Source organism: Sporosarcina sp. P12(2017) (genome assembly GCF_002743035.1).
GTDB classification, from domain to species: domain Bacteria; phylum Bacillota; class Bacilli; order Bacillales_A; family Planococcaceae; genus Sporosarcina; species Sporosarcina ureae.
Genome location: NZ_PDYL01000003.1, coordinates 1 through 26,583, shown reverse-complemented (window position 1 = coordinate 26,583; position 26,583 = coordinate 1). Strand labels below are relative to the sequence as shown.

23 protein-coding genes and 2 tRNA genes are annotated in these 26,583 nt (G+C 41.0%); 24 read left to right on the top strand and 1 reads right to left on the bottom strand.

The window, feature by feature from the left end; genetic code table 11:
• The first annotated feature begins 7 nt into the window (after positions 1-7).
• The 15 genes from CSV80_RS02915 (at position 8) to CSV80_RS02850 (ending at position 14,972) form a co-directional block, all read left to right on the top strand.
• A complete protein-coding gene (locus CSV80_RS02915) occupies positions 8-1,975 on the top strand; it encodes an acetate--CoA ligase (protein ID WP_099669519.1) in 1,968 nt (655 codons plus the stop codon).
• Positions 1,976-2,074: 99 nt separating this feature from the next.
• On the top strand, positions 2,075-3,442 hold the full coding sequence (locus tag CSV80_RS02910) for an acetyl-CoA carboxylase biotin carboxylase subunit (RefSeq protein ID WP_099669518.1): 1,368 nt from the start codon (positions 2,075-2,077) through the stop codon (positions 3,440-3,442).
• Between the two features lie 13 nt (positions 3,443-3,455).
• Positions 3,456-3,671 (top strand): acetyl-CoA carboxylase biotin carboxyl carrier protein subunit, encoded by a 216-nt coding sequence (locus tag CSV80_RS02905; RefSeq protein ID WP_304442290.1) that lies wholly within the window; start codon positions 3,456-3,458, stop codon positions 3,669-3,671.
• 23 nt (positions 3,672-3,694) lie between these two features.
• The gene (locus CSV80_RS02900) at positions 3,695-4,600 is read left to right on the top strand and encodes a hydroxymethylglutaryl-CoA lyase (protein ID WP_099669516.1); all 906 of its coding nucleotides are present in this window, start codon (positions 3,695-3,697) and stop codon (positions 4,598-4,600) included.
• Positions 4,601-4,613: 13 nt separating this feature from the next.
• A complete protein-coding gene (locus tag CSV80_RS02895; RefSeq protein ID WP_099669515.1) occupies positions 4,614-5,396 on the top strand; it encodes an enoyl-CoA hydratase in 783 nt (260 codons plus the stop codon).
• A gap of 26 nt (positions 5,397-5,422) precedes the next feature.
• Positions 5,423-6,967: an acyl-CoA carboxylase subunit beta gene (locus CSV80_RS02890; RefSeq protein WP_029053626.1), complete on the top strand. Its 1,545-nt coding sequence runs from the start codon at positions 5,423-5,425 to the stop codon at positions 6,965-6,967.
• Between the two features lie 547 nt (positions 6,968-7,514).
• A complete protein-coding gene (locus CSV80_RS17740) occupies positions 7,515-7,838 on the top strand; it encodes an ArsR/SmtB family transcription factor (protein ID WP_233201500.1) in 324 nt (107 codons plus the stop codon).
• A gap of 3 nt (positions 7,839-7,841) precedes the next feature.
• Positions 7,842-8,252 (top strand): SRPBCC family protein, encoded by a 411-nt coding sequence (locus CSV80_RS17735; RefSeq protein ID WP_029053628.1) that lies wholly within the window; start codon positions 7,842-7,844, stop codon positions 8,250-8,252.
• A gap of 278 nt (positions 8,253-8,530) precedes the next feature.
• Complete coding sequence (locus tag CSV80_RS02880; protein WP_099669514.1) at positions 8,531-8,902, top strand: iron chaperone; 372 nt, start codon at positions 8,531-8,533, stop codon at positions 8,900-8,902.
• 41 nt (positions 8,903-8,943) lie between these two features.
• Complete coding sequence (locus CSV80_RS02875; protein ID WP_029053630.1) at positions 8,944-9,342, top strand: VOC family protein; 399 nt, start codon at positions 8,944-8,946, stop codon at positions 9,340-9,342.
• A 340-nt stretch (positions 9,343-9,682) separates the two neighbouring features.
• On the top strand, positions 9,683-10,174 hold the full coding sequence (locus CSV80_RS02870) for a DUF2975 domain-containing protein (RefSeq protein ID WP_099669513.1): 492 nt from the start codon (positions 9,683-9,685) through the stop codon (positions 10,172-10,174).
• Between the two features lie 15 nt (positions 10,175-10,189).
• On the top strand, positions 10,190-10,420 hold the full coding sequence (locus CSV80_RS02865) for a helix-turn-helix domain-containing protein (protein WP_099669512.1): 231 nt from the start codon (positions 10,190-10,192) through the stop codon (positions 10,418-10,420).
• A 281-nt stretch (positions 10,421-10,701) separates the two neighbouring features.
• Complete coding sequence (locus CSV80_RS02860; RefSeq protein ID WP_099669511.1) at positions 10,702-12,654, top strand: hypothetical protein; 1,953 nt, start codon at positions 10,702-10,704, stop codon at positions 12,652-12,654.
• 107 nt (positions 12,655-12,761) lie between these two features.
• On the top strand, positions 12,762-14,450 hold the full coding sequence (locus CSV80_RS02855) for an FAD-dependent oxidoreductase (protein WP_233201499.1): 1,689 nt from the start codon (positions 12,762-12,764) through the stop codon (positions 14,448-14,450).
• 168 nt (positions 14,451-14,618) lie between these two features.
• Entirely contained in the window at positions 14,619-14,972 is a 354-nt protein-coding gene (locus CSV80_RS02850; RefSeq protein ID WP_099669510.1) for a DoxX family protein, read from the top strand.
• Between the two features lie 44 nt (positions 14,973-15,016).
• Here the strand turns inward: CSV80_RS02850 and CSV80_RS02845 are convergent, their stop codons facing one another.
• The gene (locus tag CSV80_RS02845) at positions 15,017-15,871 is read right to left on the bottom strand and encodes an Rv1352/Rv1906c domain-containing protein (RefSeq protein WP_099669509.1); all 855 of its coding nucleotides are present in this window, start codon (positions 15,869-15,871) and stop codon (positions 15,017-15,019) included.
• A gap of 504 nt (positions 15,872-16,375) precedes the next feature.
• Here CSV80_RS02845 and CSV80_RS02840 point away from each other — a divergent pair.
• The 9 genes from CSV80_RS02840 to CSV80_RS02800 all read left to right on the top strand — a co-directional run bounded on the left by CSV80_RS02840 (position 16,376) and on the right by CSV80_RS02800 (position 26,358).
• Positions 16,376-17,020, top strand: coding sequence for a DUF3885 domain-containing protein (locus CSV80_RS02840; protein WP_099669508.1), 645 nt, complete (start codon positions 16,376-16,378; stop codon positions 17,018-17,020).
• Between the two features lie 221 nt (positions 17,021-17,241).
• The gene (locus tag CSV80_RS02835; RefSeq protein WP_099669507.1) at positions 17,242-17,640 is read left to right on the top strand and encodes an SET domain-containing protein; all 399 of its coding nucleotides are present in this window, start codon (positions 17,242-17,244) and stop codon (positions 17,638-17,640) included.
• Positions 17,641-17,701: 61 nt separating this feature from the next.
• A tRNA-Arg gene (locus CSV80_RS02830) sits at positions 17,702-17,775 on the top strand.
• Between the two features lie 359 nt (positions 17,776-18,134).
• Positions 18,135-18,374 carry a hypothetical protein gene (locus CSV80_RS02825; protein WP_099669506.1) on the top strand — a complete coding sequence of 80 codons (240 nt, stop codon included), beginning with the start codon at positions 18,135-18,137 and terminating at the stop codon, positions 18,372-18,374.
• Positions 18,375-18,613: 239 nt separating this feature from the next.
• Positions 18,614-18,686: transfer RNA gene (locus CSV80_RS02820), tRNA-Arg, on the top strand.
• A gap of 844 nt (positions 18,687-19,530) precedes the next feature.
• Positions 19,531-21,984 (top strand): penicillin acylase family protein, encoded by a 2,454-nt coding sequence (locus tag CSV80_RS02815; RefSeq protein ID WP_099669505.1) that lies wholly within the window; start codon positions 19,531-19,533, stop codon positions 21,982-21,984.
• Positions 21,985-22,745: 761 nt separating this feature from the next.
• A complete protein-coding gene (locus tag CSV80_RS02810; protein WP_099669504.1) occupies positions 22,746-23,522 on the top strand; it encodes an SDR family oxidoreductase in 777 nt (258 codons plus the stop codon).
• A 57-nt stretch (positions 23,523-23,579) separates the two neighbouring features.
• The gene (locus CSV80_RS02805) at positions 23,580-25,352 is read left to right on the top strand and encodes an acyl-CoA dehydrogenase family protein (protein WP_099669503.1); all 1,773 of its coding nucleotides are present in this window, start codon (positions 23,580-23,582) and stop codon (positions 25,350-25,352) included.
• A gap of 13 nt (positions 25,353-25,365) precedes the next feature.
• Entirely contained in the window at positions 25,366-26,358 is a 993-nt protein-coding gene (locus tag CSV80_RS02800) for a quinone oxidoreductase family protein (RefSeq protein WP_099669502.1), read from the top strand.
• Positions 26,359-26,583 lie beyond the last annotated feature (225 nt).

Here is a 26,583-nt window from a genome sequence, read left to right as displayed (position 1 = left end):
AGATTGAATGGATGTTGAACGAGTTTTACAATTAGCGGCGAATAGTACACTTATTTATCCTAGTGAAGAAAAGGCGCGCTCGACTTCAATTGGCAGCGCAGAAGCTTTCCAAGAACTTCTCCGAAAGTCCCAGGAAGATCCGGCTGCATTTTGGGATCAGCAGGCCCGTGAGCTCGAATGGTATGAACCGTGGACAGAGACGATCAGCGGAACGCTCCCTGATTTCAAGTTTTTCGTTGACGGCATTACGAATCCTAGCATCAACTTACTCGACCGGCATATACATAACGGTGCCGGTAACCGGACGGCGCTCATTTGGGAAAGCGAGAACGGCGATTCGAAGTTTTACACGTATTCGATGCTTCTTGCGGAAGTGAACCGTTTTTCCAATGTGCTTCGGTCGTTCGGCGTGAAAAAAGGCGATTGTGTCGCGATTTATCTGCCGAACTTGGCGGAAGCGGTCATAGCGGTGCTCGCGTGTTTCCGTGTAGGGGCGATTTACAACGCAGTCTTTTCCGGCTATTCCGAGCGCTCTTTGTCCGACCGGCTGGAAAGCTTTGAACCGAAAATCATCGTCACAGCGGATGCGACAGTGCGCCGCGGCAAAGAAATCCGTTTGAAAGAAAAAGTCGATCAAGTGGTGCCGTCTACTTCTTCAGTTGAAGCGATCATCGTCGTCAATCGCATGGGGATCGATATCGATATGCAGGAAGGCCGCGATTACTGGTGGCATGAGTTGACGGAAAAAGCGAGCATCCATTGCGAACCGGAGCGACTTGAAGCGAATGAAAGCGGTATCGTTTTCTATACGAGCGGCACGACGGGCAAGCCGAAAGGGATCGTGCATTCAGGGACGGCATTCGTCGTGCAGAACTATGTCTACGCAAAATACCATCTCGACCATCGCGAAGATGACGTATTTTGGTGCACGGCGGATATCGGCTGGTTGACGATGCATATTTGGGGCATCGTCGGATCTCTTGCGAACGGCGTCACAACAGTCATTTGCGAAGGGGCAATCGATTATCCCGAGAAAACACGTTTTTATCAAATCATTGAAAAATACCGTGTCAATAAATTATTTACCGCTCCGACTGCGCTGCGCATGTTGAAAAGCATGGGCGAGAAGCCGATCGAGCAGTTTGACTTATCATGCCTTGACGTGATCGCACTCGTCGGCGAGCCGTTCGATGCGGAGACGTGGCACTGGACATATGAAGTGCTCGGCAAGAAAAAAGTCTATATTAACAACACTTGGGGGCAGACCGAAACAGCCGGCTCGCCGATTGCAGGAGCAGCATGGCTGACGCCGATGAAACCGGGCTCTTCCGGCAAGCCGTTTATAGGCGCGGTGTTCGATGTCGTTAATGAAGCCGGCGAACCCGTGAAAGCCGGGCAGCTCGGTAACTTAATCATTAAAAAGCCGTTTCCGATGCTGTGCCGAACGATTTGGAGAGAGCCGGAACGTTACTACGGTTCATACTACAGCCAAGTCGACGACAGCTACTACGCAAGCGATCTCGCGCTAATCGACGAAGACGGCTATATTTGGGTAGTCGGCCGTTCTGACGATGCGTTCAACGTCGCCGGCCACCGTTTAAGCACAATGGAAATGGAAAGCGCTGTGCTCGAAAGTGCAGGCGTAGCGGAATGCGCGGTCATTGGCGTGCCGGATGAAATTAAAGGAGAAGTGCCTCTAGTTTTCGTCTGCCTTTCTGAAGATGCAGCTGACGGGCAAGAAGTGGTAGAGCGGATTCAAGAAAACATCATCCGCCAGATCGGAAAAATTGCCCAGCCGAAAGAAATCGTCATAACCGACTCCTTGCCGAAAACGGTGAGTGGAAAAATTATGCGCCGCCTGATTAAAGAAATCGTTACGACAGGCAGTGTCGCAGGCGATGTGACGGGGCTTGAAGATCCGTCGACAGTTGCAGAACTTCAGAGCGTCATGGAAGCGAAAACTGTGGGCAAATAAATGGACAGCGGAGCCGGTCTTTATGCTTCCGGCTTCCTCTTTTCCTAAAATGATGCCCACGAATGCTTGATTACATGATAAATGGAAAGGGTGAACATCATGTTTAAAAAGATATTAATTGCGAACCGCGGGGAAATAGCGGCTCGTGTCATGCGTACGTGCAGAGCGCTCGGCATTAAAACGGTCGGTGTCTATTCGGAAGCGGATGCGGAAGCTGTCCACGTCAAGCAGGCGGATGAAGCATATTTGCTCGGCGGACCGCGTGTAACGGAAAGTTATATGAAAATTAATAAAATATTAGAAGCAGCGCATCAGTCGAAAGCACAAGCGATCCACCCAGGCTATGGTCTGCTATCTGAAAATGCCGAATTCGCGCGCCGCTGTGAGGAAGAAGGATTCGTGTTCATCGGGCCTTCGCCTGAAGTCATTTCAGAAATGGGTAGCAAAATTGCGTCACGCAAGGCGATGGAAAAAGCCGGTGTTCCGGTCGTGCCGGGTGTTACCCGTTCGCTTGCAGACGCGGAAGATGCGATCGAAGCGGCGGAAAGCATCGGCTATCCGGTTATGTTGAAGGCGTCTGCAGGCGGCGGCGGAATCGGTATGCAAGTCGTCTACAGCGCCGACGAAATCCGCAAAGCGTTCGAAGGCAATCAAAAACGAGCGACTGATTTCTTCGGCGACGGCGCGATGTATATTGAAAAATTCGTTGAAAAACCGCGCCATATCGAAATCCAAATTTTAGCGGACAATGAAGGAAATACAGTGTACTTATGGGAGCGCGAATGCTCAATCCAGCGCCGCCACCAAAAAGTCGTGGAAGAAGCGCCGTCTTCATTCATTTCAGAAGAGACACAAAGAAAAATGGGCGAAGCGGCGGTTAAAGCGGCGAAGTCCATCGGCTATAAAAACGCCGGCACGATCGAGTTTTTAGTCGACGCAGATCAAAACTTCTACTTTCTTGAAATGAATACACGGCTGCAAGTTGAGCACCCGATTACGGAAGAGATTACGGGGCTTGACTTAGTGAAGGAGCAGCTTGATATCGCAGCGGGGAAAACACTGTCATTTGCGCAGGAAGACGTCAAACGCGACGGACACGCAATTGAAGTGCGGATTTACGCAGAAGATCCGAAAACATTTTTCCCTTCACCTGGGACGATCACGAAACTGGAGCTGCCGGAAGGACCGGGCATCCGCCACGAATTGGCAGTTCACGGCGAGTCGGTCGTTACACCGTTTTACGACCCGATGATCGCGAAACTCGTCGTTAAAGGTAAAGACCGCGATGAAGCAATCGACCGGCTGCAAGAAGCGCTATCAAACTACCATATCGAAGGCATCAAGACGAATATCCCGATGCTCCAGGAAGTAGCAGCGCATGAAGCATTCCGTTTTGGGGATACGACGACGGAGTTCGTGGAAAAATACTTGACGAAGAAAAAGAAAACACAAAAACAGACGAAATGACTCTGGAGGAATTATTATGACAGAAATTATAGCAAGCATGGCAGGAAGCGTTTGGAAAGTACTCGTGAAAGCAGGAGACGAAGTAGAAGAAGATCAAGACATCGCCATCTTGGAATCGATGAAAATGGAAATACCGATTGCTACTGATTTTGACGGCGTCGTAAAAGAAGTAAAAGTGAACGAAGGCGAATTCGTCAACGAAGGAGACGTCATCGCAGTCATTGAATAATTCCTGTAGAAGGAGATGAAACGATGAAATGGCCTGAAACGATTACGATAAAAGAAGTCGGACCGCGTGACGGACTGCAAAACGAAAAAATCTTCATCCCGACCGAAGACAAAATTGCCTGGATTAATGAGCTGTCTAAAAGCGGCCTGACATCGATTGAAGTGACGTCTTTCGTCAATCCGAAATGGATTCCGGCACTCGCGGACGCGGTTGATGTGATGGCGGGCATTAGACGGGAGCCGGGCGTCTCTTACTCGGCGCTCGTCCCGAACCGCCAAGGGCTTGAACGGGCCTTTGCGGCAGATATCGATGAAGCGGCGGTGTTCATGTCGGCGAGCGAAACGCATAATTTAAAAAATATTAATAAAACGATTACGGATACACTGCCTGTATTAAAAGAAATTGTCCAAGACGCGAATGCGGCAGGCAAGAAGACGAGAGGCTATGTGTCTACAGTGTTCGGCTGTCCGTACGAAGGTGTGGTCAATACGGAAGCGGTCGTCCGCGTGGCGGATTCGCTGTTTGACATGGGCATTGACGAATTGTCGCTGGGCGATACGATCGGCGTTGCGAATCCGCGGCAAGTCCAGGAAGTGCTTGACCTGCTACTGAAACGTTTTCCGTCAGACAAATTGGCGATGCATTTCCATGACACGCGCGGGACGGCTTTAGCGAATGTCCTGGCGTCGCTTGATATGGGCATTACGGTATTCGACAGTTCAGCTGGCGGGCTCGGTGGTTGTCCGTACGCACCGGGTGCTTCAGGCAATGCGGCGACAGAAGATTTATTGTATATGTTGCACGGCATGGGCATTCATACCGGCGTCGATGAAGAAAAGATTTTAGCGGCATCCGCGTTTATTCAAGAAAAAATCGGCCAGGCGCTTCCAAGTAAAAACTTGCAGGCTGCCGGTGCGCATGAGACGTGAAGGACGTGAGTGAATGGGGAATAAAGTGGTATTAGAGAGGCGCGGCGACGGTATTGCGGTCATTTTATTGAAACGTCCGGAAGCAGCAAATGCATTATCAGTCGAGATGCTGAACGGGCTTTACGATGCGCTACTGGAATGCCGCTACGACCAGGAAATCCGCGCTGTTATTATAACGGGCGCCGGTGAAAAAGCTTTTTGTGCTGGCGCTGATTTAAAAGAACGTGCAGGAATGAAACCGGAAGATGTGCGCAAGACAGTTTCATTGATCCGCCAGACGATTAACGGTATTGAATCACTTCCGCAGCCCGTCATCGCCGCAGTCAACGGCGTTGCGCTCGGCGGCGGGACAGAACTGGCGCTGGCATGCGACATCCGCATTGCTGCTGAGACGGCAAAGTTTGGATTGACGGAAACTTCGCTGGGCATTATTCCGGGAGCTGGCGGTACGCAGCGTCTGCCGAGATTGATCGGCAAAGGACGGGCGAAAGAGATTATTTTCACAGCGCGCAGAGTCGAAGCGACAGAAGCATTGGAAATCGGGCTCGCTGAGTACATTGTGGCGCCTGATCAGCTGATGGATAAAGCGCTTGCTGTCGCTGGACAAATCGCAGCGAACAGCCCGCTTGCTGTCACGCAGGCGAAGTTCGCGATTGACCATGGCTATGACGTCGAACTGCAGACGGGGCTCGCAATCGAACAGAACGCCTATGAAGTGACGATTCCTTCAAAAGACCGGCTCGAAGGACTGCAGGCATTTAAGGAAAAACGCAAGCCTGTATATACTGGCGAATGATAAATGACTATAAGGGAGGCAGGACGATGACAACAGATACGAAATCTTTGCAGCAAGCATTGAATGAAAGAGTAGAACAGATAAAAAAAGGTGGCGCGCCGAAATACCATGAGAAAAATGCGGACCAAGGGAAAATGTTCGTCCGGGACCGCTTGAAATTATTATTCGATTCAGATCTTGAAATCGAAGATGGCCAATTCGCGAACTGCATGGCGGGCGATCTTCCTGCTGACGGTGTTGTAACAGGCATGGGGAAGATTAACGGCCAAGTTGTTTGCGTCATGGCGAATGATTCTACAATCAAAGCAGGCTCATGGGGCGCGCGGACAGTGGAAAAAATTATTCGTATTCAGGAAACCGCTGAAAAATTGAATGTGCCGCTCGTTTACTTAGTTGATTCAGCAGGCGCGCGGATTACGGATCAAGTCGAAATGTTCCCGGGTCGCCGTGGTGCAGGTAGAATTTTCTACAATCAAGTGAAATTATCCGGCCGGATTCCACAAATCTGCGTCTTGTTCGGACCGTCTGCTGCTGGCGGCGCGTATATTCCGGCGTTTTGCGATATCGTCATCATGGTCGACAAAAACGCTTCGATGTACCTTGGATCACCGCGCATGGCGGAAATGGTTATCGGAGAAAAAGTAACGCTAGAGGAAATGGGCGGAGCGCGCATGCACTGCTCAACTTCAGGATGCGGCGATGTGCTCGCGAAAAGCGAAGAAGATGCAATCGCAGCAGCGCGAAGATATTTATCATATTTCCCAGCAAACTTCTCGGAAAAGCCGCCTGTACGTGATGCAGTGGAGCCGAAACAGCTGGAGAAGGCACTGGAAGAAATTATTCCGAAAAACGAAAACGCTCCGTTTAATATGCACGACTTGATCAAAGGGATTATCGATGAAGATTCATTTTTTGAAATAAAGAAACTATTTGCAGGCGAGCTCATTACTGGCCTTGCACGCATCGATGGAAAAGCGGTCGGCATTATCGCGAACCAACCACGTGTGAAAGGTGGCGTGCTATTCCACGACTCTGCCGACAAATCGGCAAAGTTTATCAACCTTTGCGATGCATTCCACATTCCGCTGCTGTTCTTAGTCGACGTACCTGGATTCATGATCGGTACAAAAGTTGAACGTGCAGGCATCATACGCCACGGCGCGAAAATGATTTCTGCGATGTCTGAAGCGACAGTGCCGAAAATTTCCGTCATCGTCCGTAAAGCGTATGGCGCAGGGTTGTACGCTATGGCAGGTCCGGCATTTGAACCGGACGCGTGTTTAGCGCTACCAACCGCTTCCATCGCGGTCATGGGGCCGGACGCAGCTATCAACGCAGTCTACGCGAATAAAATCGCCGCGCTGCCTGAGCAAGAGCGCGCAGCTTATATTGAAGAGAAGCGCAACGAATACAGAGAAGATATCGACATTTACCGTTTAGCTTCCGAAATGATTATCGATGGCATCATCCCGGCAGACTCACTGCGCGATGAGCTGATTACGCGATACGAAGCGTATGCGACGAAATATATCCAGTTTACAGACCGCAAGCATCCGGTTTATCCGGTGTGATAGAAGGTGACAGGGACTTTTAATTAAATAGTCAACTATCGCTACTATTACATTTTTTCATGTCCTCTTGGGACGTCATAAAGTGAAATCTAGATACGAATTAAAAAAGCACGATCTACATTGTTAAATCAATGTAGACCGTGCTTTTTGTGTAAGAATTCAAATAGTAACACTGAAATACCAAAGCATTTCATAATAAATCATGCGAATTCTTTGCCTATTTCCTTTTCTAAATTTATTTCATAAACGAATGAATTTCATAATTTCATAATTTCATACCCTATCTGAGTCGATAAATTTATTTCGCAATCGAACACTTTCTGACTAAAGACTTCGCCTTACTTAATTTGAAGTAAATATTTTGTAATTAATAGTAAAAACACAGAAAGATAAAGAATTATTCTAACAGAAAAGATTGAATGAGAATTTAATTATAGGTAAGTGAATAAAGCGATGCCAATTATGCCAAGAATAAACATTGACACGACACTGGCCAGTGTCATAAGTTGAAGACACTAAAGGGTGTCCTATTGCGAGGTGGGAGGTTATGAGCGATAAAAAACATGAACGTGATATTTATGTAGCCATCGCTGATCCAACAAGACGTAAATTGCTACATTTGTTGGCAGAAGCAGATGAATTACCTTTGTACGAACTAACTTCGAAATTTCAAATGGGGCGTACTGCAATATCTAAACATTTGGCTATTCTTAAAGAGGCTGGCCTAGTTACTGTTCGTAAAGTTGGAAGGGAAACAAGGTATCGAATACATGCAGCTCCTTTGCAAGAAATTAAAGACTGGGTAACGTTTTACGAAAATTTTTGGATGGAAAAAGTGTCACAACTTAAAAAAGTGTTATTGGAGGAATAGAGAATGGCAGATGTAACATTAGATTTTCAATTTTCAAGTTCAATTGAGCAAGTGTGGAAGGCATTAACAGACTCAGAGATACTGGCAACATGGATATGGAAAAATGACTTTGCACCAGTGATAGGAGAAAAATTTCAATTTCGTTCTGAGCCAAATGAATGGTGGGATGGAGTCGTTAATGGTGAAGTGCTGGAAGTAGAGGAACCTCATATACTAACGTACACTTGGGCAAGTGCCGGAGAAACTACTACGATTACATGGACATTATCAACAGAAACAGATGGTGCTACACATGTGTATTTTGAACAAACTGGTTTCAGTGAAGAAACAAAAGCAACCAAAGGAGCAATTGAAGGAGCAAAATATAGTTGGATGAATTTTGGAGAGCAACTTAAAAAAATAGTAGAACAATGATTGCATGTGGTTTTAGCTAACAGAACAAGCCCAAGTAGCGTATAATAAGTAACGATAAACAGCACACTAAATGGTTTTATTCGCCAATTAGTGTTCTGTTTTACAATGTAAGGAAAAAGGAAATCATAGATTGACTCTATTTGGATAGCAATGAATCATTTCTATTTAAAGATGAACTTGATGGCATTGCCGACCAAGCATCGATAGGTGTAACTTACCTAAATACAAGGAATGAGGTTGTTATAAACGATTAGTGATTTATCTTAGGAGGGGGTTACATAATGGTTTTTTCAAAATATCTAGCAAGTATCGATCATCCCGACCATCGTGACCGGACGGAGGAAGTTTTGAAGTGGGTTGCTAATGAATTTCCTAATTTGGAACCAATAATCAAATGGAATACACCAATGTTTTCTAATGATGGCACATTTATTATTGGTTTTTCCACAGCTAAGCATCATTTAAGCGTTTCACCCGAACTGGCAGGGATTACGAACTTTGCAGATGATATTGCACAACTTGGCTACAGTGCTACTAAAGGTTTGTTTAGAATTCAGTGGAATGAGCCGATCAATTACGAATTGCTTAAGAAAATTATTGAATTTAATATTCAAGATAAAGCAGATTATAAGAGTTTTTGGCGGAAATAGAACAGAAAAATAAAGTTTATATAAAGAAAGGGAAGTTAAATGTGAAGGACGTAAAACCATTTTTAATGTTTCAAGGCGGTACAGCGGAAGAAGCTATGAAATACTACACCTCTCTCATCGAAGATTCAGAAATTAAAAGCATTACTCGTTATGGAGCTGAGGGACCTGGTAAAGAAGGTACAGTTATTCAAGCGGTGTTCTCATTAAAGGGACAGGAGTTCATGTGTATAGACAGCCATATTGATCACGAGTTTACGTTTACACCATCTTTTTCTATTTATCTAACATGTGATACCGAAGAGGAAATTGATAGCCTGTATGAAAAAATGATGCAAAATGGTACAGCGCTCATGCCTATAAACAACTATGGGTTCAGTAAAAAATTCGGATGGCTGAATGACCAGTTCGGAATCTCTTGGCAGTTGAACCTACCAGAGTAATTCAGTTGCAAGTGGGGTGTGAGATATTTCACAATCAGGTGCTTAACTCAAAGTATGAGTGCTCTTTCTTATTTTCAAGCACATAATAAACAGTAAAACGCTGACTTCATTTATAAGATATAAATGAAGTCAGCGTTTTTGTTGAATCAACGGTATTATTAAAGCTTCATGAAGTAGGTGGGGTTTTCAGATTTTTTGTCTATGGTGATGGAACCCAAGAAGGCATTTATGTAATTTTAGCAAGATTTATATATTGGTAAGAAACATATATTTATTGATATTCGATAAATCATGTGTTAAAGTAAAATCTACAATATAGAAGTTAAGCGAGGTGCTTTTTATGAAACGAGGAACAACACTATTTTTAAAGATAGCCGTTGTATTAATTGGAATTCCAGTTCTAGCTTTATGCCTATTTTTATTGCCTCAAATTGCAAGTGAAGCAAGTGAAGCAGCAGGAAGAGGTTGGGATTTTGCATATGTGGTGAATAGTATTTTACTAATCATGTATATTTCAGTGATCCCATTTTATTTCGCATTGTATCAAACCTTTAACCTATTAAGTTTTATTGACAAGAATCAAGCTTTCTCCGAGTTATCTGTTAGGGCTTTAAAGAAAATTAAATACTGTGCGATCACAATCAGTGGCTTGTATGTAGTAGCCCTTCCATTCGTCTTTATTATGGCAGAGATAGATGATGCCCCAGGTGTGGTAATAATCGGAATGATACCTATTTTTGCTTCCATGGTGATTGCGGTCTTTGCTGCTGTTCTCCAAAGGCTTTTAAAAGAAGCTATAGATTTAAAAGAGGAAAATGATTTAATAGTCTGAGCTGAGGTGAATAACATGGTAATTATCATCAATATTGATGTAATGTTGGCTAAAAGGAAAATGAGTGTCACAGAACTTTCCGAGCGAGTTGGAATTACAATGGCGAACATTTCCATACTGAAAAACGGAAAGGCGAAAGCGATTCGCCTTTCGACTTTGGATGCGATTTGTAAGGCTTTAGAGTGTCAGCCTGGAGATATATTAGAATATAAAATGGATGAAGACACTGTAAGTCCTTTAGATTAGAAAATTAATTTATTCAATTGCCAGGCCTTTAATTCAATAAGTGATAATTAATAACTTAAAGATATAGAGCATGTCCGTGAAATATGGAATGCTCTATATTTTTGTCTATAACAAAATGAATGTATTAAACTGTTGAAGGTCCTTATTTGAACCAGCGATTTCTAGTAGAGAAAAAAGGGTAATCGCGATATGATAGGGATAGTCTAAACTTTATTATTTCTAGGATAGAGTTTGTAATTCGTACAGATCAACACGTTGTCAGATGTTAAGGGGGAATTAGTTTGGATATTTATCAGGAGTTTTCAGCCCGACATTTTGGGGCTTATTTGGATTCGGAAGAATTTTTGGATTATATGTTGCGTCAGTGGTTGCTGAAAGGGCGTCACTTGGATGTTTGTCATGTCATCGACCATCCTTCGTTTACGAAAGTGATTAACGATTGCCGGGATGATGAACGATACGCATTGCTTGTAGAACTATCTGACTTGTATGGCAGTGAAATTACTTTAGCGAGCCAATATAATGAAACATTACTAACGCTAGCTTATGGGGAAGAATTTGATCCGTTTGAGCTAGATCAGGATACTAAAGCCAAAGGTGATTGGCGGTACCATCTTTGGTTCTATTTCTTCAATAATGAAGGATATGTGGCCGAATCCTGGCAGCTATTCAATCTTAAAATATATCCGTTATGTGCAACATTGAATAACACACGTGCTGATCATATGCAGACACTTGTGAGGTATTTCAATGAACTTAGTGTACTAATGGATAAAACACGCGATCCCGATATTTTGGAGAGCGTAACGAAAAAGACTATCATGAATCTGTATGACCTATTTTTACAAGTTGTGCATAACGATACATTGATCGACTTTGCAACGAAGCGAAGTTTTTGTAAACGCTTGATTCATATGATGAAGTACAAGGAGATGCACAGTGTTGGTCTGGAATTCTATATCACATTTAATGATCTATTCGATCTAAATGATATACCAACTGTCATTAGCTTGGTGAATCTTTCTAAGTTCGCCTATGATTATCACGCGGTACATGTTCTGCACGGTGATATGCGAACAGTTCAATATCGCATTGATAAGTATAAAGGAGATATCGTTTCCCAGTTAACGAAGATTTCCGAATACATATTACGAATGAAGGACGTAATTGAAGAGCACCATGGCGGAAAAATCAATGAAGATTCCTTTATACAGGCCGATTTCAATTTTTTCTTTTACGAATGTGAGATTGAAGAAATGTGTACAGCGAATTTTTCTGAATTACCGTTTGAAGATCAAGATGCTATATTAAGAAATTTACTGAACGCAATGATTTGTTTTTATAAGGCAGATAAAACATTAACTTCAGAAGAAGGCAATGTAAAAGAACCAGCTTTGAATTTATTGATTGGCTGGGAATTGGGCAATGAAGGCATGAAGTTAAGAAACCGAGTTCTATCATTGGTACCTGACGAAGGAATCGAATACCGTGAAATTATGATTACAGATGCCTTGATTCAATTAGATGAATTTCTGACAGAGTTTTACTTAAAGGATTTATCTCCAGATGTGGAAGCAGTGATACAAAAGGCTAAACAATATGATTTGGAACCAATTGATCCCAAACAAGCGATGACACTGTTGGAAAAGACCTTTACATCACTTCATCCTCAAAGTGCGCTGATTTTCGGCGAGGAAGAGAAAGAACGCTTTGAAAAAGCGGGAAGACAATTGCCTCGTTTGTTGATATCTAACGAAGTGAGACAACTCTTAACGACAGCTGAATCGAAGTGGCGAGAACTTGAAAAGGACTTTCAACCAGAAGATCAACAATCCAGTCAAAAAGCCACTTTTATTATAGCGGATTACGTAAAGGCAGTGGAAGAATTCTTCGGTCATGAACTTGTTAAAGCTCGAGGTGGTAAACAGACGATGCCTTTAATAGATGTAGCGATGCCTGAATCTGGACTAACTTCTGTCGAGATCGGCAGTGAAGAGTACTATCACTATGTCACGCTCGGTAGTTTCTATCATTATATTAGTGCAAACGGGACGAGTCTATTGAAAGAAAATGTAAATAAAGTACATGTAGTAGAGTACCTCACACATTGGGTAAATAGTATTCGCGCTTCCTCGTTCAGTAAAGAGGCTGAGTTGAAAATTGAAACGGCACAAGTTTTAAGAAGAGAAACGATGATCCTACTAAGACGCCTGGTTGCAGACTTCTCGAACTAATCCTCAAACTTCAAACGAACTATGCATCCTAAATCAATTCGTTGACTATATACCCTTAGGGGTATATAGTTTATTTAAGTTTAATTACTAAATAAGGAGATGGCAAGGTGAAGATTGTTGTAATTGGCGGAGTAGCAGGTGGAGCTTCAACAGCTGCACGTATTCGACGTATGGATGAGCAAGCGGAAATCATTATGTTTGAAAAAGGACCGCATGTATCTTTTTCTAACTGTTCTTTACCGTTTTATCTCAGCGGTATTGTAGAAGATAGCGACAAGCTTGTATTAATGGATCCTGTTGTGTTTAAAAGTAAATATAATATTGATGCGCGTGTCAGACAAGAAGTGATAGCCATTAATCGCAAAGAAAAAACGGTAAGCATTTCGCATGTGCTGACAGGTGAAACATATGAGGAGAGCTACGATCGACTAGTGTTATCTCCAGGAGCGAGTCCAATCGTTCCGAATTTAGAAGGTGTAGATTCGAAACACGTTTTCACGGTTCGCAACGTGGAAGATATTGAGCGTCTGAACAATTATGTACAAACGAAAGATATCGAAAATATAGCGGTCATCGGTGGTGGTTTCATCGGTGTAGAAGTGGCGGAGAACTTAAAGCTTGCTGGACGGAATGTTTCGTTAATCGAATTTGCCAACCAAGTCATGATGCCTTTTGATTATGATATGGCTCAAATTTTGCATAAAGAACTAATGGATAAAGGGATCGAAGTGATTGTAAACGATGGATTGGCTAAAATTACTGATAGCAATGTTACGTTGAATTCTGGTAAAGAAGTTGATGCACAAGTGGTTGTCCTAGCAATTGGTGTTCGTCCCGAGACGAAGCTTGCGAAAGATGCGAATCTTGAAATCGGAGAGCTTGGTGGTATTAAAGTAGATGCCAATTACCGAACAAATGACAAATCAATTTATGCAGTCGGAGATGCCATTGAAGTGTATCACCAGTTACTTCATAAACCAACGAGACTGGCTTTAGCTGGTCCTGCTCAACGTCAAGCACGTGCCGCAGCGGATCACATGTATGGGATCCCTCATCAAAACAAAGGCGTCATTGGCTCATCGAGTATCCAGATTTTTGATTTGGTAGCAGCTTCCACAGGCCTCAATGAAAAAATGGCGAAATTAGCAGGAATTCAGCACGATAGCGTTTATATTATTGCAGCCGATAAAGTTTCATTGATGCCTACTAGTAATCCACTCCACTTCAAATTAGTATTTGAAGTACCGACAGGGAAAGTATTAGGGGCGCAAGCAATTGGTAAAGGAAATGCGGATAAGCGCATTGATGTCATTGCGACACTTATCTCGATGGGGGGTACGCTTGAAGATCTAAAAGAGCTTGAGCTAACCTATTCACCTATGTACAGTACGGCTAAAGACGTCGTCAATCTAGCCGCACTTGTTGCTCTTAACATTCTATACGGCCGTTATGAGCAAGTCCATGTATCAGAAGTGCGGGAACTGGTAGAGCAAAACGCGGTGATTATCGACGTACGTGAAGAGAATGAATTTGCGAACGGTCACGTATTGAATGCGATTAATATTCCACTCAGTCAGCTACGTGACCGAATGGAAGAAGTGCCGAAAGATGTACCCGTCTATGTTCATTGCAGGTCTTCACAGCGTAGCTACAATGCGTTGATGGCCTTACAAAATAGTGGTTTTGATAACATTGTGAATATATCGGGTTCTTTCCTTGGTATATGTTTATATGAGTATTTCAATGATGTGATCTCAGATAGAGAGAAAATTGTAACGGAGTATAACTTCAATTAACTTTAATTTATTACCTAAGCTCCCAATCGGAGAGCTTAGGTTTTTTGTTTATTGAAATGAATAGTAGACCACTTTACTTTTTTAATATAATATTAATAGTTGATTAGGTTTACGTAGGTTGCATAAAGGGCACTAGCAGAGTAGAGGAAAGTTAGGAGACTATAGTGTATGAGAAAAGTTGCATTATACGCATTTTGTGTGTTATTTTTAGCGGCAGGAATCGGTCACTTCGCAATGGAAGCATTTTTTACAGGCATGATGCCTGAGTGGGTACCGTTTAGAAAAGCCGTTGTGTACATATCAGGTGTAATGGAGATTGCATTGGCTATAGGATTGTTCATGAAGCGGACACGTTATGTTACAGGTTTATTAATTGCGATATTTTTAGTTCTTGTATTCCCAGTTAATATGTATATGGCCTTTACAGCTGAGAATTATGATGTATCGGCAACAGCATTGTGGCTAAGACTTCCACTGCAATTTGTATTAATTTGGTGGGTATTGAAAGTGCGAAAGGTCTAAAAATGAAAGCACACACAAAACCAAAAAGGTTTTGTGTGTGCTTTTTATTGTACTTCTAAATAGGCATTTCGGATCGTCAAATATTGGCCGTTCGTTATGTTAATAGACGTTTCACCTTCCACTACATCACTTACGAGAAGATCCATCATGTCTTGTCGGCTATTTTGGCTAATCTCATAAAATCCTATGTCGCTTTGATCATCTACCAACAATGTATACGAACCAGCGGGAATATCTGTACCCACTTTGTATTGGCCATCTTTATATATTCCGTTTGACGGTTTAATACTAGGCGCGGATGCTGCGGGATACATTTTTCCACCTTTTAACGTAAAGTATTCACCTTCGCGTAATGTTACGTAAGTGTGGGAACGTCCATCCAGTGCAACGTTGAATACAATACTGTCAGGATTTCCTGATTGATCAGTTGTATTTTCCAAGAGTGTAACACCATTGGAGAAAACGAGGTATTCACCTGGTTCTACATCTGTTCCTACCTCATACGTACCGTCTTTTATGGAATTCGTAGTTGCCGGTTTAGCTTGTTTATTTTGTTCTGTTGGTTTTGATGCCGGCGTTGACGGCTGTGTCGGAGATGTATTTCGAACCGTGTTAGATGATCCTGTAACTGGTTTTGTTGACTGTTCTTTTGTTGGTTCTTCAGGTTCTTTGACATCTTTTTTGATTTCATTCAAATTAGGCTGTTCCTTAGTGGGAACTTCTGTAAGTTTAAGTTCATCGGATTGTTCTGTTGCATTGCCTTGTGTCGGGGTTTCGGTTAATGCTGGCTCTTCTGTTGTAGTTTCTGGTGTTTCTTTGTTGCTTATAATGGCAATAATTAGCGCTATCAGCAATACGACTGCACCAGCTACAGCCCACGATAATTGTTTTTTGTTCATATAGTCTGTAACCTCACTTTTTACATTGTATCTATATGATACATGATAGTCCTTTACAAAATCTACCTATTTGGTATTTTGAGAACTAGAGAAGTGGGATGCTGATCAGCTTACCTATAAATTGAGAAGAATAAAGTATTAAGAAGAAAGAGCTCGTCAAGAATATTTACGTACTATTTTACAGTAGATTAATTGGTGCCATGAAAACTAGAACATGTACTTAACAGCATAGAACAGTGTACCTCTTTGGTGTTCTTAGAGTGGATGAAAGAGAATCTTCCATATAAGTAGGTGGGAGATCAATTTACTATGCTATTCTTTACTATATAGTTTATAAATTGAAGGGTGGAAATATAATAATATTTGCGATGTATGGAGATGGGCTTGAGATGGAAAAAATCACTTGCACTATTCACTGATCCAAGCTATTTTAAGATGCGTTGGAAGAACTACGAGATATTGTATTAACTATCATCTAAGCAATCATAATGGAGAGTGAATTGAATGAAAACTTTAGAATTGTATTTAACGAAGTATTTCCATGGGATTGAACTGGCACCTGCACTATTTTACGAAACAAATAAAGCTATACGCTTTGAAATTTCAGAATCCATTGCATTTGATGAACCAGATTTCTTAAAACAAGCATTCTATCGGTCCATTACGTTATTCGAAGCGGTGTTTGGGGATGATGATGAAATCATGATGGTTACTGATGTCCATACAAATAATCATTTTCTACGTGAAAGACCTTTGAATGTGTATTCCAAGTTTATTAAACGAAAAGAATTATTATATACATTGCGGTTTTCTACGATTCCTAATCCCCATGGACATGAGGAGGAAGAAATTCTAACGCATCGATTTATGCTTACTTGTAAGAGACAGGATATTCGGTATAAGCAGTTGCTGAAAGCGATTTGTTACGAAGACTTTGCTGATCCAACAACGATTTTAAAACAGAATCCTGAAAGTGGTTATGATATATTCTTCATCAACGTATCCAAAAATATCATTTATCATCTATACGATGATCGGGGATGTGATATCATAGCGGCTGACAGAGGTTCTATTCGATTTCTATATGAACAATACTCAGAGTGGATCCTTGATTATGATAAGCAGGAAGTGGATAAAGACTTTGCATAGAAAGGTATAGGTTTTATGTATGAAATGTATTCAGTCAAATGTCTATTCCTGTTAGTTGTAACACCGATTGATTGTACCAAGGTGTATGGACGGCATCTATCTCTGAAAAATAAATAACTACTGTGGAAGTCCGTTTTTATTTATGAGAAAAGAAATCAGCAATCGGATGGAATTAATGGTATACTAGCCAAGTATAATTTACAAGCGAGTAGGTGAAAGACATGATAGAAGTAAAACTTTCTCCAATTGGCGAAGGGGAATTCAATAGGGGCGTATTTGCAAAATGCGATATTAAAAAAGGGCAGCTGTTACACGAGGCGCCTGTTATCTCCTATCCAAATGAACAACATCAACATATTGAAAAAACTGTTCTAGCTGACTACGCTTTCGAGTATGGAGAAAATCATACCGCTGTCCTACTTGGTTACGGAATGTTATTCAATCATTCTTATGAACCAAATGCGACCTATGATATTAATTTCGATCACCATACATTTGATTTCTTTGCCTATACAGATATCAAGGCTGGAGAAGAAATTTTGATTAACTATAATGGCGACGTGGATGATCATGAGCAATTATGGTTTAATGAAGATTATGATGGTACGGCTAACGATTAATCATAAGCATGAGAACACTTTGAATCAGCAGATGAATCGAAGTGTTACTCATTTCTATCATGTCCTAGTAGCTCAGCTGGATAGAGCAACGCCCTCCTAAGGCGTAGGTCGGGGGTTCGAATCCCTCCTGGGACGTTATTTGGTTACTTTTTACTGAAACCAAACACTTTGATATCAATCAAATCCATGAAATTGATTACTAGAATGGACCTTTAAATGGACTTAACAAATACTTGGTCTATAAAAAATGACTTGCAAGTGTTAGAATAATAAACATGAACACATATCTCAGCAGAACCACCAAACCTTCTAAGATATTGCGATAGTTTACCTCGTCTAGTAAAAACAGTTTATAAAAGTCGAGATTTGATAAAAAGTTACACTTTAAAATCACCTTAAGTATTAACAGTATATATAACCTCTTGTCACGCTTTACCACTTCAAATCCCCAAAAGGCAATTACTCAATTTAAAGTAATTGCCTTTCCATTTCTTATGCTTTGTCTGCGCAGACACATTTATTATTTTACCTTCTTACTCTCATTACATTTACCAGAAAAAGTTAAAGCGTCTGCGATTACATCTTCTGCATTGACACCTGAACTCATTTTTACAATTAAAGTCGCGGTTACAGTGGTGTTTATTATCGTCGTGCTTAAAATCACGGTCACAGTGTTGTTTATTATCGTGGTGCTTAAAATCACGGTTACAGTGGTGCCTATTATCGTGATTTGATCTTACTTCTCGACATTCACAATCCGACTCTATCCGATTTCCCCGTCTATTATTTTTAGAACACATATCTTTTCACCTCCATTACGCTTTTTATGCCGGCCGACCTTATACTCATTATATGAAAAGGTGAGTTAGATAATTGGACAAATACTCTAGTTCGAATAAATTGACTAAGCTTGAATTCCAATAAACAAGTATTCCTGTAGGCGCTGTATTCACGACGCTTCAAGCACATTTTATCCTAGTAGCTCAGCTGGATAGAACAACGCCCTCCTAAGGCGTAGGTCGGGGGTTCGAATTCCTTCTGGGACGCAATCAAGACAGTTAAGAAGAAGTTAAGAAATTTAAATAGCGCTATAAACGTTGTAATGACAGCGTTTATAGCGTTTTTATTTATGGAGAAGACGTTAGAAAACGATAGGAAGTGAAACCATTATACACATTTACTCGATCATACTCTCGCAGGTAGCGATGGTGACCTTTTCATCACGTACGCGTAATTTTTTAAAAATGTGTGCACAATACTTCAATGTGTTGTCAATATCCTGTTGTTCTAACCTTTGTGTAGTGCAAGATACTTGCGCGTGTATGGCGTAGTCCATAAACCGAAGTCCATTCGGTAAGCGTTATTTGAAGCTCATTACCAGTCTGTTTCCTTTTTACGAGATCGCCCTATCTTAAAGGTAGTATCCATTCCGCCATTGATCTACCTTAAAGTCTCTCTCGACAAAGTTCTTCTATAAGCATATTTTTTCTGGAGTATCTAATTCACGTACCAGGAACACTTCAAATGAAATATAGTGTACTTCTTCGTACCTATGTTATCAAAATAGGTAAATACTAAAGTTTGAATATTTTTAATATTGTTGACTTATGAAAGTGGATGTTTATAATGAAAAGCATGGTCTCCGTTTAAAAAGTGTTATATATATTGAAGGGTTAAACCTTTTTAGGAAAAAAACGGGATTCGATGGAAGACAGGAAGGGGTGTAGGAGATCTTGCGATATAAATCTTTTTTTCTAGAAAATGAAAACGCTATCACTTAGGAAAATTCTTATTGAAGTATTATTAATTGAATGTAGTTCTCTACACAAGTAGGAACAAACGCAGTTTGAATTGATCTTTTGAATACTAGTTGATAGGGTGGTTATTTTAATGAAGCGTTCAATGAAATTACTTACGCATATGGTACTTATTTTGGTTTTGATCTTCTTATCTGCTTGCTCAAAAGAGGATGAATCGTTAAACGAAAAAGTGAAAGCTGGTTCCAAAGCTGTTGAAGTTCATCGCGATGAATTTGGGGTTCCACATATTTATGCGGACTCGATGGAAGACTTATACAAAGCTTATGGTTATGTGATGGCACAAGATCGACTTTTTCAGCTGGAGATGTTTAAACGGGCAAATGAAGGTACCGCTGCGGCAGTATTTGGCGAAGAGTACTTAGCGCATGATGAAAAGATTCGACGTGATGGACACACTGATGAAGCGATTCAAAAAATGATCGATGAGATGGATCCTTTTGCGAAGCAAGTCATTGAAAACTTTTCAAGTGGGATTGATCGCTATGTCGAAGAGGCTCTTGAAGATCCCGAAAATAAATTATCAAAGGAATTTGCTGAGTATGATTTGAAACCTGACAATTGGTCAAGTATAGATGTTCTTCGTTTGTACATGGCATCTATGACGGCCTTCATGGACCAAGAACAAGAGCTTGAAAATGCTACTATTTATGCCAAATTGTTAGATGAATACGATGAAGAAAAAGCGCAAGCAATCTTTAATGATATGGTTTGGATAAATGACCTAGATGCACCAACGAGTTCAGATAGCGAAGCTTCAATTGGTGAAGGAACGCCATTTGCAAATGCTAAAACGCAAGATCAAGTCGCATTCGCAGGGGAAACTGTCTCGACGTTGCGGGAGGATTTTGTTAATAAACGGCAAGAACTAGGAGTTCCATTGAAAGTAGGAAGTAATGCAGCGATTATTGGTGCTTCAAAATCTGAATCTGGTAATCCAATCATGTTTGGTGGACCACAAGTAGGTTTTACAGCACCTGGCTTTATTTATGAAGTCGGGCTTCACGGTCCAGATCTTACTATTCAAGGTTCTTCATTTATTGGATATCCATTCATTATGTTTGGTGCGACGAATGATTTTGCCTTTACAGCAACTGCTGGCTATGGTGATGTATCAGATGTATTTGAAGAAGAGGTAAACCCCGAAAATCCAAATGAGTATAAGTTCAATGGAGAATGGGTTGAATTTGAAAAAAGAACTGAAAGTATTGATGTGAAGAAAGATGATGGGGAGATTGAAACGGTTACTCGGGAATTTCACGATAGTGTTCATGGTCCCGTTATTTTTAAAGATGATAACCACCCGGTTGCTTACAGTAAAAAGTGGGCATTTCGAGGAACTGAAGCAGACAGTTGGGCAGCTTATTTAAAGATGAACTATGCAAAGAATCAAGACGAATTTGCGACTGCTGCAAGAGAGTATACCATGTCATTGAATTGGTTTTATGCTGATAAAAACGATGAAATTGCTTACTATCATGTCGGTCAAATACCAGAGCGGGATGAGCGAGTAGATTGGCGTTTCCCCACACCAGGAACAGGTGAGTATGAGTGGAAAAGTTTTCTAGACACAGAGGATAATCCGCATGAGGTCAATCCTGAACGTGGTTTTGTAGCGAATTGGAACAACAAACCTGGACCGAACTGGAATACGAATGAACAAAACTATATGTGGGGGGCAGATCACCGAAATCATCAATTTATTGACAGAATTAGTGAACGAAATAAGCTAACGATTGAAGAAGTTAATGAAGTAAACTATGAAGCAAGCTTTGTTAATTTGAAGACACGTTGGTTCAAACCATTTTTGCTAGATGCTCTCTCTGAGAAGGTAGATAGCGATCGCAAATATGAAGAAGCTCACTTCATTTTAGAGGATTGGAATAATTTAAATGAAGATAAAGACAATGATGGCTACTATGATTCGCCCGGCGCAACAATTATGAAGGCTTGGTGGGATCAGTTCTTTGTAAATGTTACAGAAGAAGATATTGGTAAGTTTTATGAAGAAATGAGACCATTTGTAGATCATCGATCAGGTGGATCAAGTTTATTGTCCCATCTTGTTCAAGGAGATAAAGCAGCGTTACAAGTAGAAAATGATTGGTTAAAAGGGCGCAACATTGAAGAAATTGCACGTGATAGTTTCGACCAAGTTGTAGTTGAGCTGGAAAAAGAATATGGTGTGTCTATGAAAGAATGGATCATGCCTATTGAGACGATGACATTCGGAGCTAAATCCCTTATAGGGGTGCCACATGGACTCGGAGATCAGCAACCAATTATTTTTATGAACCGAGGAAGTGAAAATCATTTTGTGGAAATGACAGAGAATGGACCTGTAGGCATGAATATTACACCACCTGGCCAGATAGGTTTCATTAAACAAGACGGTGAGTATTCGCAACATTATAAAGATCAAATTGAAATGTTTAAGAACTTTGAGTATAAACAAATGCTTTTTGAAAAAGAGGACGTTCTAGATAATGCTGTAGAAACATTTGAGATTGATTTTCAAGGAAAATAATAGGATGAGTCAAGTTTTACTATGAAAGATCTTTCAGGTAGAACGTAAAGGAGATACTGAGAAGAAAAAGCATTTATTTTTCTTCTCAGTTTTTTATTAGTATGGATCGAGCGTATTAATCTAAAGCATGGGACTTACTATCAATGACTCTTGCCTAATGACTAGTAGATATGGAGAAAGATGAAATAGGTAAATATGGAGTGGCCGAACTAATGGAAGTCGCTAATCATGGGGCTTTTCCAACGAATTGTGATAAAATCTTGCAAATTAAAGCAATCATAGCGAGGGGCGGGTTCGCAAAAGGGGGTTGGTAGGTTGATGATAAATATTTAAATGACATTGGCGTTTCAATGGTAGGGTTTCTAACATTGGCCACTGTTAGTAAGATGACCTATACAATAGCTACAAAGCTATGGGACAATCAACTATTTACAACGACCGATTTACAGACGAGACATGTTTTTGAAAATCTGTTGAGAACGTTCTTTGATTTGTTTGCATAGTAGACTTCTCACTTTTGTGTATGATTCTACTTGCCGTTAATTTGATTGTTCAACCAAGTGTAAACTACCTAATATTCCTAAAGAAGTATTCTTCAAGTTAAAGTATTAAAGGTGGAAGTAAAGTCTTGCTAAATACTAGCTGAGCGTTTACTATGATATTTATATCTTTTTATTCTGAACATACCAACCGGTTAGTATTCTGAAGTGATTTTTATGTGGAGAAGGAAAATAGAAGTTTATAGAAAAGGGGAAGTAGACATGACTGTTCTTGATTTGTTTAATCTAAAGGGTAAAACGGCAGTAGTTACTGGTGGTGGAAGAGGACTTGGTGCACAAATTGCAAGGGGATTTGCAGAAGCAGGAGCAAATGTTGTGGTCTGTTCGCGCAAAGTAGAACCTTGCATTGACATGAGTCAAGAGTTAGAAAAGCTAGGTGTGAGATCAATAGGTTTAGCTTGTGACGTAGCAAATGAAGAAGATGTGAAAAGAGTAGTTGAAGAGACAGTAAAGGAATTTGGAACAATTGATATTCTGGTGAATAATAGCGGTGCCACATGGGGTGCGCCAACAATAAATATGCCGATCGAAGCTTTTCAGAAAGTGCTTAACGTAAACGCAACGGGAACATTCATCATGAGCAGAGAAGTGGGAAAGATCATGATTAAGCAAAATAGCGGAAAAATTATTAATATTGCTTCAGTTGCAGGACTTGGCGGAACGCATCCAGATTTCATGGATACGATAGGTTACAATACGAGCAAAGGTGCAGTCATCGTATTGACTAAAGATTTGGCAGCAAAATGGGGACGATATAATATTAACGTGAATGCAATTGCCCCAGGATTCTTCCCAACGAAAATGTCAAATGTCACAATTGAAAACGGTCGTGAGTACATTTTAAATGGAACACCCTTAAATCGATTGGGTAATGAAGATGATTTAAAAGGTGTAGCTGTATTTTTAGCATCAAAAGCGTCTGATTATATGACTGGAGACGTATTAGTGGTGGATGGCGGTATGAGTAGCCAAATATAGTAAACGGAAATCGGGACAAAGTTTTCAGCTGTATTATTGATAAAGGAGAGAACGTACATGTCTAATAAAAATCAGCTCTACCATGGTGCTGCTTTTCTATATCGCTCAACATTACCACATGAAGTATTTACTCCAGAAGAATTTACTGACGAACACCATATGATTGCAAATTCAGCAAAAAACTTTATACAAAAAGAAGTACATCCACGGAATATAGAAATTGAAAAACAAGATTTTACTCTTGTGAAGTCGTTGTTAACTAAGGCAGGAGATCTCGGATTACTAGCGCACAGTATACCTGAGAAATATGGTGGGCTAGGTCTCGATAAAATTACTAAAGGACTTGTTGGTGAGTGTTTAGGCTCTGCGGGGGGATATAGTGTGGCGCATTCCAATCATACATGTATAGCCACGCTACCTATCACTTATTTCGGAACGCAATGGCAAAAAGAATACTATTTACCGAAACTTGCAACTGGCGTATTTATTGGTGCTTACTGTTTAACAGAGCCAGCTTCAGGTTCTGATGCATTATCGGCGAAAACGACAGCAAAGTTAAATGAAGAAGGCACACATTACATTTTGAACGGTTCAAAGTTGTATATTACGAATGCTGCTTTTTCCGATACATTTATCGTTTATGCAAAAGTAGACGGTATATCATTTACTGCATTTATTGTAGAGAAAGATTTCCCGGGAATTTCTCTTGGCCCAGAAGAGCAGAAAATGGGAATTAAAGGTTCATCAACGACTGCAGTGTATTTTGAAAACTGTGAAGTCCCCGTTTGTAATCTACTGGGGGAAGTGGGAAAAGGTCACCATATTGCATTAAACGTACTCAATTTAGGACGTTTTAATTTAGGCTCTGCAACAATGGGCGCTTCAAAGTTCAGCATGAAATTAGCAATTGATTATACAAAAGAGCGCAAGCAATTCGGAAAATCCATCGCTGAATTTACTGCTACAAAAGAAAAGATAGCGGATATGATGACGCGGATTTATGCTGCAGAATCGCTTCAGTATAGAACTGCTTCTCTTTTAGAAAATGCACTTGGTGACTTGGAGCATTCAGAAGACCATCGTTTACTTGCTAAACGGATGATGGAATATGCTGTGGAATGTGCCATTTGTAAAGTATATGGGTCCGAAACGCTAGATCAAGTAGCCGACGAATCATTGCAGCTTCATGGAGGGTATGGGTATATCAAAGACTATGCAATTGAACAAGTGTACCGGGACTCTCGTATTAACCGAATCTTTGAAGGAACGAATGAAATTAATCGGTTGCTCATTCCCATTTCATTACTAAGTCAGGCATCTAAAGGAATGGTTCCACTTCAAGAATTGGTAAAAGAAGCGAGTAAAGCACTGGCTCAACCGGCGACTCTGCAAAGCCCTGCACTTTCAAGAGAACAACAAGCAGTTACGTTAGTAAGAAATATGTTCTTACTAAGTATCGATCTCACGTATCAAAAGTATGGAGAACATATTGTGAATGAACAGGAAGCTCTCATGAAACTTGCTGATATAGCAATTGATCTCTATGCAATGGAATCGGCTGTCTTACGAACAATTAAAGCAATAGAGTCTTCAAATATCAAGTCTGCCTCTCTAAAAATTAAACTAACAGAAGCGCTTGTTACGGATACATTACTACGTGTGGAAATGAATGCGAGAAAACTACTTTCTAGTGTTGCTTCGGGACATACTAAAACACATATTCTAAACAATATATTTGATAGATGTAGTGAATTATCGGTCGAAGATACAGTGGATACAAAGCGTGAAATTGCAGAAGCGGTTAACCAAGCAGAAGACTATATTTCATAAAGGGGAAGATGACATGAAAGCAATTCAATTAGAACAGTATGGTGGACCAGAAGTACTGCAACTTGTGAAAATTGATAAACCAGATATAGGGAACCGAGATGTACTGGTAGAAATTAAAGCTATTGGTGTAAATTATGCAGATGTTGCACGCCGTGAAGGGAAGTATGTAGTACCGACACCACTTCCTTTTATCCCAGGAGCTGAAGTGGCAGGGGTTATTACGGAAGTCGGGAAAGACGTAAAGCGTTTTAAGCCAGGTATGCGGGTAGTATCACTTATTGAATCGGCAGGATATTCCGAATATGCAGCTATCCCAGAAATGACACTTGCACCGATTCCAGACGGTGTGGAATATAGTGATGCAGTTGCGCTACCCCTTCAAGGTCAGACGGCTTATCACATCTTAAAGACAATGGGGAGATTAGAAAAAGGGGAAACAGTTCTTGTACATGCAGCAGCAGGCGGTGTAGGGGCAATTGCAGTGCAGTTAGCAAAACTATTTGGTGCTGGCAAAGTTATTGCTACAGCGAGCAGTGAGGAAAAGCTAGCACACGCCAAAAATATGGGTGCAGATCATCTGGTCAACTACACAGAAGTAGGCTGGGAATCCAAGGTGCGGGAACTGACTGATGGCAAAGGTGTGGATGTGGCGCTTGAAATGGTCGGGGGAGATATTTTTAGAAAAACACTAAAATGTCTTGCACCATTTGGACGCATGGTAGTCTTTGGTGCGGCAAGTGGAGAACGGTCTCCAATGGATGCGGGAGAATTGATGCAACGGAATCAATCGGTCGTAGGCTTTTTCTTGCCGCAAATCATGAAAAACTATGAAGTATATCAAAATAGCTTTAAAGAGTTACTAGATTATGTACGAAATGGAGATTTACAACTAACAATAGGTGGGACATTTGATTTGGAAGAGGCAGCAGAAGCACAGCGACAATTGCAGGGTAGGAAGACGAAGGGGAAATTAGTACTGACCACATCATATAAAACGGAAAGTTAAAATTTAGTTTCATTTAGGATTATTAGAAACGTTTCATATAATTGAAGCACTAAATGGAAGAGGCTAGGTAAAAGTGAAATCTATTCTGGCCACTAGTGTCGCGTTAAAATAATATCTCTTGTTGTTGAATTCTGAATACTCTCTAATTAATCTTTTCCACAAAAAAATCCTTTATAATGGGTTGGAGGCAGTAATCCATCCAAATCCAATATAAAGGACTCACTC